The organism is Mesomycoplasma ovipneumoniae (assembly GCF_038095995.1).
GTDB lineage: Bacteria > Bacillota_I > Bacilli_A > Mycoplasmatales > Metamycoplasmataceae > Mesomycoplasma > Mesomycoplasma ovipneumoniae_F.
The window spans coordinates 251,657-268,178 of sequence record NZ_CP146005.1 but is presented as its reverse complement, the minus strand read 5'-3'; the positions used below and the strand labels follow the sequence as shown (position 1 = coordinate 268,178).

The 16,522-nt window shown below is 30.4% G+C and carries 8 protein-coding genes; all 8 read right to left on the bottom strand.

Annotation, left to right across the window (positions count from 1 at the left end):
* Positions 1 to 127 precede the first annotated feature (127 nt).
* Complete coding sequence (locus V3249_RS01080; protein ID WP_337896788.1) at positions 128 to 2,803, bottom strand: ABC transporter substrate-binding protein; 2,676 nt, start codon at positions 2,801 to 2,803, stop codon at positions 128 to 130.
* An 8-nt stretch (positions 2,804 to 2,811) separates the two neighbouring features.
* Positions 2,812 to 8,913 carry a PDxFFG protein gene (locus tag V3249_RS01075; RefSeq protein WP_337902590.1) on the bottom strand — a complete coding sequence of 2,034 codons (6,102 nt, stop codon included), beginning with the start codon at positions 8,911 to 8,913 and terminating at the stop codon, positions 2,812 to 2,814.
* Entirely contained in the window at positions 8,900 to 10,231 is a 1,332-nt protein-coding gene (locus tag V3249_RS01070) for an ABC transporter ATP-binding protein (RefSeq protein ID WP_337896790.1), read from the bottom strand. Before V3249_RS01070 ends, V3249_RS01075 begins: the two co-directional genes overlap by 14 nt.
* A complete protein-coding gene (locus V3249_RS01065; protein ID WP_337896791.1) occupies positions 10,221 to 11,630 on the bottom strand; it encodes an ABC transporter ATP-binding protein in 1,410 nt (469 codons plus the stop codon). Before V3249_RS01065 ends, V3249_RS01070 begins: the two co-directional genes overlap by 11 nt.
* Positions 11,631 to 12,596, bottom strand: coding sequence for an ABC transporter permease (locus V3249_RS01060; RefSeq protein ID WP_044284458.1), 966 nt, complete (start codon positions 12,594 to 12,596; stop codon positions 11,631 to 11,633). It abuts the gene before it with no gap.
* Positions 12,596 to 13,675: an ABC transporter permease gene (locus V3249_RS01055; RefSeq protein ID WP_044284457.1), complete on the bottom strand. Its 1,080-nt coding sequence runs from the start codon at positions 13,673 to 13,675 to the stop codon at positions 12,596 to 12,598. Before V3249_RS01055 ends, V3249_RS01060 begins: the two co-directional genes overlap by 1 nt.
* A 449-nt stretch (positions 13,676 to 14,124) precedes the next feature.
* Entirely contained in the window at positions 14,125 to 15,372 is a 1,248-nt protein-coding gene (locus V3249_RS01050) for an IS3 family transposase (RefSeq protein WP_341517498.1), read from the bottom strand.
* 136 nt (positions 15,373 to 15,508) lie between these two features.
* Entirely contained in the window at positions 15,509 to 16,519 is a 1,011-nt protein-coding gene (locus V3249_RS01045) for a hypothetical protein (protein WP_337896793.1), read from the bottom strand.
* Positions 16,520 to 16,522: the final 3 nt, after the last annotated feature.

The window sequence follows — 16,522 nt, the reverse complement described above, 5'->3', positions numbered from 1 at the left end:
AACTGTCAAAGTCAGATATCTACCCCATTTTCCAAATATTAAAAAAATATACCAGAAAATACTGGTATTTTATTTATTTTTTAAATTATATAAAAATTAGACTGAAAATATAGACCCTAAAAAATTATTACTTTCCGTCTTCTGCAGTTACAAAATTAACTTTAATATTTTCAACATCAAAAGCAAACTGGAATGAATTTCCTGATCCGGCCCTAATTCGGTTGATAGTTCAGAAAGTATCGACCTCCATAATTGGAATAATTGGCGCAAATTCGCGAATTATTTTTTCAAAAACTAGCACAAATTCAAAAACTCTGTTCTGAGTTCAGCCTTCTTGTTTTTCTTGGTGTGTAAAAATTGCATTGAAAAATGAGTCAATTCTGTTGTTATATTCATCTAAGGGCTCAGAAAATTCTGGCACTAAAATTGGCTTATTATTATAATCAGTTGCAGGAATTTTTTGCTCTTTGTCAAGGTAGACTTGTTTGAAAATCGGATTTCCTTGTCCGTCAAGTTTCAATTTTCGGGTGATTAGTTCTTCAAATTTCTTTAAAAAAACGTCAGAAATCTCGAGTCTTTTTGCAATTTCAGCTCTTTGCTGAGGTGAAATTTGATTTCACATTTTCCAGTAAGTCATTGAAGAAGCCGGATTAGACTCAAGTCCTGAGAATTTATTATCACTTGGCGAAATTTCATCTGTGTTGAAAAACGCTTTTATATATGAATGAGGTTGAGAACCACCGATGTTGAAAAAGTCAAAGTTTTTCATTGTCAAGTCAAAATCACCAGTTGAAAGTCTTTGTTGGTAGATTCCATCAGGAAGTCTAACAGGGTCAATTTCGATAAAATTATCGGTATTTCGGGCTAAAATGTCCTGTAGACCGATAGCAACTTTTTCTTCGGCATCATCTTTATAAATAAAAGTTAATTTTACTTTTTCAACATTAGGATTATTCTTTTTAAATCTTTCAAGGAAAAATTTTGAAGCTTGCGGACTATAAGATGAATCTACTCTTGGGACAGATTCAAATCAGACCCCTTTTGCTAAATGTGAACCATAATTTTGGGCTAAAACTGGAAATTCAACTTGTTTTCCGTTTGAGTCTAAAAATTCTGAACGGTAGTTTCTGTTTTCTAAAAAAGTCTCCAAAGGATAGCCACGCGAAGTTAAAATACTGTCAAAATTAGTTCAAGTTGTCTGTGGAAAAGAGTGGTCAAGACCGTATAAATTGAGTAAATCGATACGATTTATGCCATAAAGAATCGCTTTTCGCAGATCTGAATCTTGAAGGTAAGATTTTCCTTTTTTGACATTATCTAAATTAACTTGGATTCCAATTGTACCATATCCGGTTTGTTTTTCCATGTATCTTCTTGTTCTTTCTTCAGACCAGAATTTAGACTGAAAAGTTGAAGGAATTTTGGTTTTTGCAATGTAACCATCAAGGAAAAGTGACGATAAAAGTTCCGGTTGTTCGGCAAAAAAGACTTTAATTTTATTAGGAATGGTTTTATCTGATGAATAATAACCTTGTCTTTTTGTGAGAATCATTGAACCTTGAGATCCTAAATTAAGTTCAGAAATATCAAAAGGACCATTAATTAAAAATTTTGAAAGATCGGTTCCAAAATTATTAATTCCGCCGGCTTCAATCTCGACAAATTCCCGATTTATCGGGAAAATTATATCAGGATGAATTATCTGTCTAAATAAGTTAATGAATTTTTTTGCCGCTGAGTCTTCAAATTGGATTCGGAGTCCATATTCGTCTCCAGGTAAAAAATCGTATCTTGGAATCAAATTAGGACCGTCAAAAACTTGTGAAGGATCTAAAAATGGATTTTTTGTTAGTTTTATTACTGATCTTTGGTTGTTTTGCACAACGTTAATTTCAGTTGAATTAGCACTAAAATTTGGATTGAGTGATAAATTAGCCTGAACTAAATCAACAACTTCCTTGTTTGTCATTTGTTCAAAAATTTGACCTGTATACATTCCAAAATTTCTTGCATTTTCTTTAAATTGGGCAACGTATTCTTCATCACCAGAGTTTTGCGATTCAAAAACTTTTTGGTCAAAGTCAAGACTAACTTTGCCAGTTTTTTGATCTTTTATATATCTTTTTTGACCAAAAGGATTTAGATAAGGATTTCCAAATTTTGAGACATAATCTTGTTGGAGCGAGATCATTTTTTGGGCATTTTTAATATTCACTGAAAGAACTTTGACTAAATTAGGGGATGCAACATTAATATTTAGTACATACAAAATATAGTCAATAAAATTTTGGGCAATAACAGGTTGATTATTTGCTCATTTTGAGGCACCTTTATTGAGAAAAATTGAAGTTGAAACAATTGACTGGGAAGAATTTTGAATTCCAACAAAAGATTTTGCCCCTCCACTTGAAGGCGCGACTGAACCAAGAGCCAGTCCAAAATCACTAATTGTAAAAGAAGAACCATCTGGAGAAATACCTGCTGGGTTTTGCAGTATTTCATCACCTGCCGTGCTTTGAAGATTTGTATTATAAAGTTCAAAGGAAATTGCCGGTAAATTCAATTTTGCCCCATATGAATTTGAAGCAGATGGGCCTGGTTTTACAAAAGATTCAACTAAAGAATTAAGAATTTGGTGGGAAGAATTATTTTTTACGTAATTTAAAGTGTTAATTGTTGTTGTTGAAACTCCAAAGTCAAATTCTTGACGATTTCTTTCAAGAGCAGAAGCACATGAGAGCAAGAAAAAAGTCGGTATTACAACAAAAGAGTTTAAAATTAGTAACTTTTTAATTTTTTTCATATTAAGTCCTATTTAAATTGAGGTCGAATTACAAGGAATGATTGATTTGATTTTTGTTCAATGTATGTTGGGGCTAAGTTAAAATTTTTACCGTTTTCAGCAAGATATTTTGATTTACCTAATGTAAATAATCCTTCAATTTCATGCCTGTTTTCATCTGAAAAGTAAATTCTGAATTTTTTTAGACCCTCAGCTCCTGGTCTTAAAAGTGCATTTTTAAATTCACCAATAATTGACCAAGATGAAATTCAAGAACTATATCCTTCATCTTTTAGCGTCCACTTTGTTGATAAGTCGGCCTGTTTTTTTAAGTAAAAAATGTTATTTGTTGCATTACTTGCTAATTTAATGTAGAATTTTTGACCTGTTTGTTCATCTTCAAGAGTTAAATATTTAGCTTTCTCGGCATCTTCATTTTTCAAAAAGCCTCAAAAAGCAACCCTGTCTTGTTTTGAGTCACGTCAAATTCCTGAAAGAGATCTTTGGCCAACACCTTGAGTTTTAAGAGAATAATACCAAAAGGCCTCAGGTCTATTTGTGACTTTTTCACCTTTTAAGTTAGTTATTCTTATTGTATTGTCCTCAACAGGTTCAAGATTGTCATCGTACAATTCTCAATTTAAAACTTTTCTTTGGAAACGATCTTTGAAAAACCCGTTATTTGTAGAGACATTTTGATTAATATAACTATTTCTCCAACGAAAACTACCAACAACAGGTTGAACATTTCCGTCACTATATTTTTTTGAATCAGCAAGTTCACCTTTGTAGGCTGAAAGAATCCGGGATAATTCAACTGAAATTTGAGCAAAAATTTCATCTTTTTGGATTTTATTTTTGTTTTTAATTTTCTGAATTTTATCCTGATTTTCAATATTAGCTAAGGTTTGATCAATGAATTTTTCAGGTTTGTCCTGATTTTCTATTTCGGCAATTTCTTGTTGTTCTTTTTGGCTAATTACAAAAGATTGATTATAAAGTTCCTGATCTTGGGCTTTTTTGAAAGTTTCAGTTAAATTTTTGTATAAAGAATTTAAATTTTCTGAATTTTTTGAAGTTACATTATTAGTAAGGAAAAAATTAGTAAAAGGACTAATCAAAGTTTGTGAAAATCCTTGGGCAATATCAAAAGCTGGAATGAAATTTTTAATCCATTTTCTTGTATAAATTGCATCAACAAAATACTCATTTCCAGTGTTAGATTCAGAAATATTTTTATAACCAGGCATAATATTATCAAGCGTTTTATCACTTGGAGAATAATGAACTTGGACAAAATCTCTTGTTAAAGATTCAGGGAAATTATAGACATAATTACTGAAAAAATCATCAGGTCTTGTTTCAAATCTTGCTGAATTTTTTGCACGGAATCATGAAAGTTCAAGGTCTGAGTTCATTCGCTGGAATTGCTGAATTCGATTAATTTTACCAACTGCATAGTCAACAAAAGTTTTTGTCCCTACTAAGTATTGCAATTTGAACAAATCCAAGTCTTTTGCCTCTATTTTTGCTTGACTTAAAAAGTCCTTAAGTCATCTAAAAACTTCTGATTTTTCAGGATCATTTAAATCTGAATTAACAAATGATTCATCATCTAAAACTAAAGAATTTGTTTCATCAAAACCTGCAAAAGTCAATCATGAAATTTTAATTTTATCATTAATGTCTGTAAGTTTTCCAAATTTGGTTGCCGGTAAATTTGTCTGTGTTTTTCGAGCAAAATTTTTAAACCCCATAAATCCAACGGATGATAAAAATAGGTGGTCAATATTTTTCTTATCTATTTTTACATTTTTGATCAACAAGTTTAGAGTTGATTGTTCAAAGGCTTCCATCAACGTATTTGCAAAATTTTGTAAATTTTGTTGCAATTCTTCTTGAGAAATATCAAAAATTGACAATAATTTTTCAAATTTTGAATCAAATTTTTCACCTTTAGTTCATTTAGGCAATGAATTTTCAGTTTGATTTTCTTTAAATTTGAAATTTTTAGATAACTTATCAAAACTATATTTATAAAGGTCAAACTTAGAATTAACATAGTCAAAATTTCAATCTCTAACAAATTCACCTTCACCTTTTTTTGAAATTTTAAGTGCAAATGGATCAATTGAAATAAACTCTAGAAAATCTGAAATTGATGAAAATTCTGTTTGATTATTGTTGTTTTGATATGCAAAATAATTATTTTGATAATCAAAACCAAAAAGAGTTTTGTCTCAAGCATCGAGATAAATTTTGGACTTATCAATTACAGAATTTGTAACATTAAACTTAAAATCTTGGGCAATTCCAAAAAACGGATTTTGAGGAATTACATTTGAAAATTTTAAAAGTTTTCCAAGAGGTGAAGTTCAGCGAGTTGATAAATTTTCATCTTCATCATCAAAGTCACTCTGATCAAGAACGTTATCAAGTTGACTTTGAGCTTGAGTTTGAATTCTTACATTAAAGTCATATTTTGGATTTTGATAATATTGATTTCCATTTACTGAAATTATTTTTCCAAAATATGAACCAGCAAAAATTGGACCGTTAGTTAAGTGTCAAAAATCTCGATTATTTGGTGATGAAATGGAAAATTCATCTAATGATACAAATAAGTGACTAGGATCAATGCTTTTGCCATCTTTGTCAGTGAATTTTATAATTTTGTCTAAGTTTTCATATAGTTTACCTTCAAGTTGGTTCGAAAAGACTCTAGTCAAAATTCCGACTGCAGAATCGTTTTGCCCTTTTGATAAGAGAGATGTAACTAAAGTTCGAAAATAAACAGTATATAAAGTTTGAAGAGTTGAGACTATTTCAGCTATTTTTCTAAAAAGTGAATCTTTAAAAGTTAAAATATTAGTTAAATTTGCGTGTAAATCTGAATCCTTTTGTTCAGAAATGCTAATAATTTTATTAAGAAGTGATTGAATTTGATCTCCGAAATTAAATGTTTTTTGAAACTGTTCGAAAATTGTCGAAACTTGACCCGAAGAACTTGGTTGAGTTCCTTTAAACAATTTGAAAAAATCAAGAAACTTAAATCCAAAAGATTCTTCTTTCTCCAATAATTCTTTTGCTAAATTAGCAACTGCTTGGGGCGCGGTAAGCGAAAGTTGGACTTGTGTAAGAAATTGTGACAAGTCAAAAACTGAATCAGGAATTTCAACATTAACTTTTAAATTTTGTGGGTTTTTGCCAATAATTGTTCCAAAAAATGCTTGATTTTCAACAGGATTATGCAAAATTGAATTAAGTGATTTTTCAAACAATGGAGATGATGGTGAAAATCTGGTAAAAGACTGAGGACTTGAGTCTCATCCATTATCACGAAAGTTTTTGACTATTTTATTCTCAAATTCATCCTGAATTTGCTTAATTTTTTGCTGTAATTCACCAAGACTATTTGGATTTTTAAATGTTAAAGGATCAATTACTGGTTTCCCGTTTTCATAAAATAAGTGAACTTTTAAATTGCTAAAAGTTGTTCGATCCGGGCTTGGTTCAAAATCAGCGACGCGGATTTTTCCTTGATCGTCAAATTGGATTTTATTTCCGGCTCCATCAGTTAATGAATTAGCAAAAATACCTTGAACATCGCTTGAATCAATAAATCCTGTTTGTTTTTCGACATTTTCGCTTGATTCATTTTCAGTATTTGGCTTTAAATCTTGACTTCTATTTCGGAAAAATTTGGAAATTCCAGAAGTTCCCGGATTTATTGTTCCTGAATCTGGGTCAATTGAATTTAAAAGAAAAAGATCATATAATTTTAGTTTTCGAATGTCTGCTGCAGTTTGAAGACCATCAATAGTTTGCAAAAATCTACGAGATTTTTTAGAAATTAACTCGTCAATATTTTGGTTTTCATTTGAACCAAAAATTTGTGACTCACTCTCAAAATTATTATCACTATCAAAGCTAAAGTTTGGGTAAATTCCTTTATCTTCAGGGTTTAAACTAGGCGATGCTTTTCGCAAACTTAGCCCTGAAGATCTTGCATTAAGATATAACTGAAGAACATCAAAATTATAAAAAGACTGTAAACCCAGTCCTGCATTTGTCGAAATCGCGTTTAGAACTACGTTTGAATCAGGATCTGAATTGTCTTGGGCATAATTCAAAGTTTGATGGTGACCATACTCATGAGCGCCAACATATTTTAGATAGTTAATTCCGGTTGTTTTAAAAAATGGCGAAGAAGCCTTTAAAAGTGCAATATAAGGAATTCTTGATGAGTGTGAGTATCCGACAAATTCGCCACGTTTTGTAGTATATTTTTTCAAACCAGTTTCTTGATCAATCTCAAAATCAACATAAGTACCGACAAGATCTTCACCATTTGTTAATTTATCTCTTAAAACTTTATCAATTAGGCCATCAAAAATTTCGCCATAAAGTTGGTAAACTGTTGTGGTTTTTCCGTCTTTAAGAGTTTCAATTTCTTGAATAACCTTTGGAATTGCGCGATTTTTTCAGTCAACAGCAATTTTAAAACTATTAAACTCTTCAACATTTTTAGCATAATCTGGGTTTTCTGGGTCAAGGTTAAATTTTATTGTTTTTGTTGTACCTTCAGCGTCATTTGGATCTGTTAATTCAACTTCTAATTCAGTTTTTGATAGTTTTTTGAGTGACTTAATTTGATATGATGATCATAAATTAGCATCAAATTCAGATAGGTATTCGTTCTGCGCTTCAATTGAAGGACTTTCAGAACGAGCACCAAGTGGAAAAAATAACCTATTATTAGAATCTTTTTGATAAATACCAATCGTTTTTCCAACTGGATGATTTAAATTATATAGATCATAAAATCCGTTTTTTACAATTTCATCCACTTTTTGGGAAATTTTAGTTGCTAATTCGGCAGCAATAAGCGTTATAATATCAGGATTTACATTCTGAGTGATAAAAAAATCTGTTGTATCTTGATAATTAGCGGGAGTTTTTTGATCTTCAAAGGTCGAATCAGACTCAGGATCTTCAAGTTTTAAAGAAAGAATTCCGCGCGGAGTATTATTTTCATCATTTTTAAGAGAGGCTCTGATTGTGTCAGAAATATCACGTATTTTATAGGTTTTTTCAAAATCTTGCGGGAAATTTAGACTATAATTTTTAGGCAATTGGATGTCATTTTCATGAGCAAACATGAGAACTGCCAATTCAAATTTTTTCTTAACATCTTCAATTGTTTGGCCTTCATTATCAAAGACAAAAAAATTCTCAGGACCCTTAATTTTTTCTAATTTAGCAAGAATTTCTGAATCGTTAGCAAATGAGTCTTTTAAAATTTTAAGTATATCATAAAGATAAATTTTTTCATTTTTAACAAGATCAGCGGCAGGAATTCCAGCAACAACCTTAGTTTTGTCATAATTTGCTAAAACCTGTTGTTGCGGAATTTTTTTAAAATATTCATCAAGCGCTTCTTTTGAAATTGCATCTTCGAAAATTTTGTAAGTTAAATTGTCCGGTGCATTACCTCTTCCGGCTAATTCTGAATAAATTGGGAATGAACCAAAAAATGAATCTGGAAAAAATTCGATTCTTGCTTCTTCTTTTCTAACAGCTGAATGCTGACCTAATAATAAATTATTACCTGATCGTGTTACACCCTTTTTTAGTGCAAAATGTTCTAATGTTAGAGCATCTGGGCCTCATGCAACATTTTTAGTAAATCATTTTGCATACTCAAGAAATTCTGAAGGAGAAATAGCATCCCAATATTCGTTGACAAATTTCATAACCCCTAATTTTAGTTCAAAAATTGGGGTTTGACGGTTATAATTTATGGCAAATCAGTCTGCAAACTCTGATTCAGTAAAAACGCGTTTTTCTGATTTAATTTTTGGGTTTAAAAGAATTTCGTATTTGCCGTCTTTACTGTCTTCTACAGGCACAAATGCGGCAACATTTTCACCTTGAGCATTAAAAAAATTAGCATAAACTAACTCACCTTGCTTAGTTTCATCAATGGTGTCTGAGGTAACATCAAGATTGTAAACTCCAAGTTCGTTATTGTTTGCATAAAGTTTAATTCCGCCCATAATTCCGCCAACTGCTGCAGTCAGGCCGCCGCCAGCAAGCAAATAACTAACTAAAATACTAGTTTTTTTCATAATTATAGTCTCCTAATCTCCAACGTTTTACTTCAGAAAAAGTGGCTAAAATATAGTGATTATTTCCTAAATCAATCCACTCAGGTTGGTTAGATTCTGAATATTGGTGCATTTTTGGATCATAAATATATCCTGCAAGTGATTCACCTTTTGATTCAATTGTTGGGATTGATTCAATTAGTGATTTTGTATAAGGGTGTAAAAATTTTTGGGTTATTTCTTTTGTTGGGCCAATTTCTAAAATTCGACCGCGATAAACAACGGCAATTCGGTCTGAAATATATTCAACCATTCGAAGATCGTGCGAAATGAAAAATATTGTTAAATTATATTTTTCCTTTAAATCTTTAAAAATGTTGATAATTTGGGCTTGAATTGAAACATCAAGCGCCGAAATTGGCTCATCGGCAACAAGAATTTTTGGTCTAAGTAATAAAGCTCGACAAATTCCGATTCTTTGTTGTTGTCCTCCCGAAAATTCTAAAGGAAATCTTGATAAAACTGAACTATCAAGTCCAACTGATGCAAGCATGTCAGTGACGTATTTATAAGTAACATCCTTTGTTGGCTTTTGTAAAAGATTGTTTAAAAACTGTGATTTTTTTTCAATAAAATCGGTGATTTTTGGGTGAATTGCGCTGGTTTTTTTAAGGTGATTGATTAAATTAGTAAATAATTCAGGAACTGAAGCCTGGGCTGTATTTTTGTAAAATAAATCGGTAATTTGGCTAATTAAATTTAGGGGAACTTTTTGGTTTTTAAGAATTTTCACTAACATTTCAAAGGTATTTTGATAATAATGTTGTGAAAAAAGTAGTTTTATTGAGCCTTTTTTGCGCTGTTCAAGGTTGACAATTCCTTCGGTGACTACATCGTAAATATTTTTATAAGGATTAAGTGAAGAAAGTGGATCTTGGAAAATCATTTGCACATTTGAAACTAACTCATCAAGAATTTTAGCCCGGATTTTACGAGTATTTTTTGGCAATTCTAAATTATTAATAGTGATTTTCCCAAAACTTCGCGGAACCAAGCCAGCCAGCGCTGACCCAGTTGTTGACTTTCCAGAACCAGACTCACCAACAAATGAGAGAACCTCACCTTCATAAATATTGAAGCTTATGTCGTGAATAACTTTGTTTTTTCGGTTACCACTTCCATAAGTAATATCGACATTTTCAAAGCTAACAATTGGTTTTTTGCCCTTAGATTCAAGCATTTTTTTAACACCAGGAGTCAGCTGACGCCAAGTTTGACGGACGATCTTACCAAAAAAATAAGTGTTTTTTTCAAGATAAAATTTAGAATTATTGCTCATTGTTTTGCCTCATTTTTTGAAATTGGAGTCATTTTTGGTAAATAATTTTTGGTGGCATAACCTTTGGTGCTTTTGGATCAAGAAGTGCTGATTTTATACGGTGAGTTGGACTTATTTTATAAAATTTTGGCTCAACAAAAAAATCTTGTTCTAAGGCATAATCATTTCTAACCGCAAATGCATCACCGACAATTGAATTTAATGAAGATGGAACTACCCCACGAATTGATGCTAGACGATCACCTTTATTTATGTCCGGCATTGAAGTTATTAGACCTCAAGTATAAGGATGTCTTGGATTTAAAAGAATTTCGTCTCTTGTTCCTTCTTCAACAACTTGACCAGCGTACATAATTGTGATGTAATTTGCAAGTGAAGCAACTACTCCTAAGTCATGAGTTATAAAAATGATCGTAATTTTCAGTCTTTTTTGCAAATCACGGATAATATCAAGAACTAAAGCCTGAACTGTTGTATCAAGGGCGGTAGTGGGTTCGTCCATAACAATAATTTTAGGCTCAAGCGAAAGAATTGCTGAAATGACAATTCGCTGAATCATTCCCCCTGAGAGTTCATGAGGATATAATTTCATAACCATTTCAGGATTGACAATTTTTGTCATTTTTAAATACAAAAGTGCTTTTTCATAGGCTTCTTTTTTATTTTTGACAATTTTATTTAACAGCATTCCTTCCATTATTTGAGCACCGATTTTTTTGGTTGGATTCAAAGTTGACATCGGGTTTTGGAAAACAGCAGAAATTATTTTTCCCCGATAATTTGAAAGTTCCCAAGCCCGAAAATCAAAATTATGAACTGGATTGTTAAATAATCTTATTTCTCCTGATTCAACAACAGCATTTTCGCCTGCAAGTCCATAAAGGCAAGAAGTAATTACCGATTTTCCTGAACCAGACTCGCCGATTATTGCATGAATTTTACCTTCATAAAAATCAATTGAAGCATTACGAATAACGATGTTTCGAATTGAAGGATTGGCTGGATTTACAAATGATAAATTTAAATTTTTAATTTGGGCAACAATTTTGTACTTTTTATTGCCAATTTGTTTGTAGAGAACATTTTTAGAAAAAGCTTCAAAATCAAAGTGAGAACGGTTAAAACTTGTGTGTCAATATTGTTGAATTCTGCTTAAAATAGCTTGGATTTTATAGGATTTTTTTGATTTATAATGTTTTTTTATATTAACTTCATAAGCTAAAAATTCTTCTTTAAGTTCCAAGAATTTTTCTTGATATTGCTTTGGATCCAAGTTTTTTTGCTTTAAAAGTTCTAAGTCTTTTTTAAACTTGTCTAAATTTTTTGCTAATTTATAACACAAAGTTGGATTTTCAGCATTTTTGCATTCAGAAAATTTGGCCAAAAAATAAGAAATCATTTATCTTTGCCTCCTTAGAGCGTCTTGAACTGAATTTCCGATCATTTGAATTGACGAAGTTAGTAAAATTAAAAAGAATGAAGGGATTAAAACATAACGAGGATATAAAGTTACAATTGGAATTCCGGAATTAATTGCATTTCCTAAAGTTGGAACATTTGGTAGTGAAAGACCGATAAAAGCAAGACCAGTTTCGCCAAGAATTGTACCCGGAATTACAAAAACAATATTTGTAATTAAAAGTGGAATAATTACTGGCACAAAATTAAGAAGAATTTTATAAGAAGGAGTCCCTAAAACACGTGAGGCAATTACTCATGTAAAGTTTCTAGCTCTTTTTATTTGCGCACGAACTTGATTTGCAAGTCCGATTCAGCCTGTAAGTGAAAATGATAAAACTAAAACTCAAAAGCTCGGGCGCAAAACTAAAGTCATCAAAATAATAACTAAAATTGTTGGTATATTTGAAACTATTTTAATAATAAAGGTAAAAATTTTGTCAAAAAGGTCAAAATTACCCATTAGTGTTCCAAAAAGAGTTCCAAGTGCGACATCAAAAAGGGCCACAATAAAACTTAAAATCAATGAAAATTGCAATCCGTGTCATAAAAATGCCCAAACATCGCGACCTTGAGAATCAGTACCTAAAATAAATCCTTGTGTAAAATAGTTTAAGTTTTTCATATCAGGTCGAAGTTGAGTTGGCGATCCAGTTGTAAAAGGGATAATAATTGCTAAAATTAGCATGAAAATAATAGTAACAATTCCAAAAACACCTGAAAAGGAACGGGAAAATCTAAGGAAAACTTCATAAAAATTATTCCGGGGCTTACCAAAATAATTACGATCAAAACTTTTTGACTGAGCAACCATTAATTTTCACATTTGGTATGAAAAAGGTTGCAAAAATGGATTAGGTTTTAAGTTTTGGTCAATATATTTTTCAATTGACGGAAATTGATTCATTATTTTGCCCTCCTTCTAATTCGCGGATCGAGCAATTCGTAACTAATATCACGTAATGTATAAGAAATTATTGTCAAAAGTGAGTAAATAATTACTAAAAAGAGAATAATATTATTATCTTTTGACTGAATTGCATCAATCATGATCCCCCCAGATCCTGAAATTAAAAAGATTTTCTCGACAAAAATTGATCCAACAAAAGAGCCTAAAACAACTAAAGGGAAAAATGTTGCAATTGGGAAAAGTGAAGCCTTAAGTGCATGAGTTCAAACGAAGCGATTTCTTGTTAAATTTTTTAAATACGCAAATTTAGCATGCATAGAATTTAACTCATTATTAAGCTCAAATCGAATGTATCGCACATAACTAATTACAGATCCAATTGAAAGGGCGATGGCAGGTAGGACAAAGGTGGAAAAATCCTGTATATTAAAAATGTAAGGAATTCCGGCTCTTTGTCCAAAAATTAAAAGAAAAATTGCGAAAACTAGCGAAGGAATTGAGGAGAAAATCGCTATTCAGACTGTCGCTAAATTGTCCAAAAACTTACCTGGATTTTTTCCAACAGCAATTCCAAGTGGAACTCCAACTAAGAGTGTTAAAATCACTGAAACGATACCTATTGAAAAAGATGTGAAAAATCTTTGTCAAATAAAATCGCTAATTTCGACACGAGGTCTTAGACTATATGAAATTCCAAAATCAAAATTAATAAAATTCCAAAGGTAGTTAAAATAACGTTGTGCTTGCGGCAAATCAAGTCCATAAAGTTGTTTTTCTGCTGTTTTTTGAGCATCATTTAGGCCATCAAGAAACCCTGGCTCACCTGGAATTGAGTCAATCAGAAGAAAAACTAAGGTCGCAACAATTCAAGCCACTATTACAAATTCGAGAAAAATTTTTACAATTTTTTTCGAAAAACGGAAAAAAAGCGATTCAAAACCGAAATATTTTAATAGTGGATTTTTCTTTTTCTTTGTTGGCGGAATAGTATAAATAAAGTTATAATCAATAATTTTTCTGTTTATACCTATTTTTAACAGATCTCTGCGATGTTCACCATCATTTTTTAGGGTCATTTTTTTCCTTATTATTTAGTTTTAAGTGTTTTTAAATAAAAAAACGGGTTTTTGGCCCGTTTTCAAATTAAATTTAATGCTATTTTAGAAATTTCACAAAATTAAATTTGAAATGGCCGAGTTTTTAATATTATTAAAAATATTTTTATTTTTGTAAGAGTTAATGGATTTATAAAAGGCATTGAAAAAAGAATATGCAAAAAAACTGATTTTTTTGGAAAAAACCATTGACATAAACTCTCGCATTTTAAAAATATTTAAAATAAATTGCATATTAATTTCCTTATATTATGAAAAACAATTAACATTTTAACACAAAAAATAAAAAATAAGCGAAAATTAAATAAGTAGAAAAATCTCAGACAATTAGTTTTTTACCTATGATTTTGATTACACCGCTTTTGTTAATTTTTTCTAGCATGTTCATTTTAAAAATTTGGACAAATAATTTACCTCATATAATAACTTGGAGTTTTATATGATAAGCAACTTTGAGGCCTTTCATTGTTATACCAATCAATAAATTCACTTATTTTTTGATAAGCAATAGCCACATTTTCAAAATTTTCGCCCTCAATATTAAGCAATTCTCGTTGAAAAACCGCATAAAAATATTCAATAGGACGGTTTGCAAGTGCATTACCTTTTGGCGACATTGATTGTTGGATACCATTTTGCTTTAAAAAATTAGCAAATTTGTAGTTCGCATATTCCACGCCATGATCTGAATGGAAAAATTTTGGTTTAATATTGTACTTTTTGATTGTTTGTTTTACTAAGTTTATAGTTTCTTCTGAAAATCTTGTTTTAGAAATTGAAAAATTGAGCAAGTAATTGGATTTTGTTTCAATAATTGAGTGTAGATAAAATCATTCGTTGTTAATTTTGATAAATTTAATATCAGCAAACCATTTTTCACCAAAATTTTCTGAGCTAAATTCACCTTTGATATGATCTTCAGTCCAAATTCGCGTAAACTTTTTCTCTTTTGGTGCTGGTTTTCCTTGCTTTTTATAAGCTAGTGATTTTAATCCTAAAAATTCGTAGTGTTTTTGAAACACGTACGTGCTTACATAATTTCCCTGATTTATGTAAATATTATATAGGATGTCTCGGCCTTTTACCTTTCGATTTAAAATAAAATTTTCGCGAATTCACTGAAGTAAGTCTTCATCATAAATCATTTTCTTTGGTGGTTTTTTCACCCTAATTTTCTCATAAATAGAAGTGCGATTAACCTTAAAAACGCTACAAATTCTAGTGGAATTTTCGATTTTGTTTTTATCTTTTTCTTGTTCTTGTTTTCGTTTTTTGAGCTCCTCAAGAATAATCCCGGGGTCAACCCCGTATTTTCTAAGAACAGTTTCAATTATTTCTTGGTAAACTTCACGATCGTTTTCAGAAAGATCGTTAATTGTATATTTCTTTTTTGGTTTGCGTGGAGATTTGATTTTTCCACGAGTACTAATTAAACTTTTCATATCATTATTATAAAACTTTTTTTGCCAATTTCTTATCAAATTATTAGCGTATATATGCAACATTCATTCTTTATCCGCTTTTTTACTTTTAGATTTGTTTTTGTAAATTTCTCTAAATTCTTCTGCAAATTGCAAAATTGCGTTTTTTAGCCCTTTAGATTCGGCAATTTTGATGTATTTAAATTTGTCTTCAATTGTAAATCTGTATTGTTTCATTTTGACACACCTTTTTTCGAATAAGTCTGAAATTGGTGTACTAACTTAATAAGCGAAAATGTTTTTTTTTTTTTTTTTACTCAAACGATAAACTTACGTAAATAACCTAATTTTCATATTTGAAAAAGCTTTTGGATTAGTCAAATTCATAATCAAATTTAAAATTATCGCTTTCAAAATTAGCAACACTGTCTTGATATGGAATAGCAAAGCTTTGAATAACAACACGAAAAATAGGATCTGTGTCTGAAATTTTGAGGGGACTTTCAGGAATTTTTGGATTTAAATCAGAAAAATTAAAACTATAATCAGCAACAGATTCGGGTTGATCAATATTATTAATTAGCTGTAAATCATACTCAGAGTTTAAATTTTCTTTTGAATTAAGCTTAATTTTGAATGGATTTTCTAAACTTTGATTATGCCAAAAAAGCCTTAAAATAGGGGTTGGTTTTATATTTGGGGCGCTTAATTTTCATTTTTTATCAGTTTTTGTCTCAGTTTTTTCATTAGTTTGAGAATTTGAACTGTTAAGAGGGGATGAAAAAATAAATTTATATGCATTAATTAAAAGATAATTTTTATTGTCTTTTTGAATAATATTTGGTTTTAATAACTTAGTTTCAATATAGCGTCAGTTTTGCACAAAAATTTTTGAAATTTTTTTATGTTTTTCAAAATTATCTTGATCTGAATCATTTAAAAGGTCGGTATTTCCGTCATTTATTTTTTTACCTGAATAAACTGCAAACGTTTTTTGAAAAATATTTTTCAAAAAATTTGGATTAGTTTCCTCAGATGAGTCAAAGTTGTCCTGAAGAGCTAAAATTCGATTTTTATTATCAAAAACAAAACTTTTTGCAACATCAGAAGCATAAATTTTACTTTTTTCCTCGGGCAGAAGATTAATTAAGCTAGGTTTACTTAAAAATCACTTTAATCTAATAGCATTTACTTCCGAAACATAAAGATCAAATGAACGCGGATTTTGTTTTTGGAATTCATCTTTGTTTTCTGAAATTGGAATAATCACAGATGGAGTAGAAGAAATACTTATTTCTGTTTCTGGTTGAGAGCAGGAAATCAAAAAGATTGGCAAAATTGCTAATCCACTAAAAAATTTATAAAAATGTTTTTTTATTGGCACCAA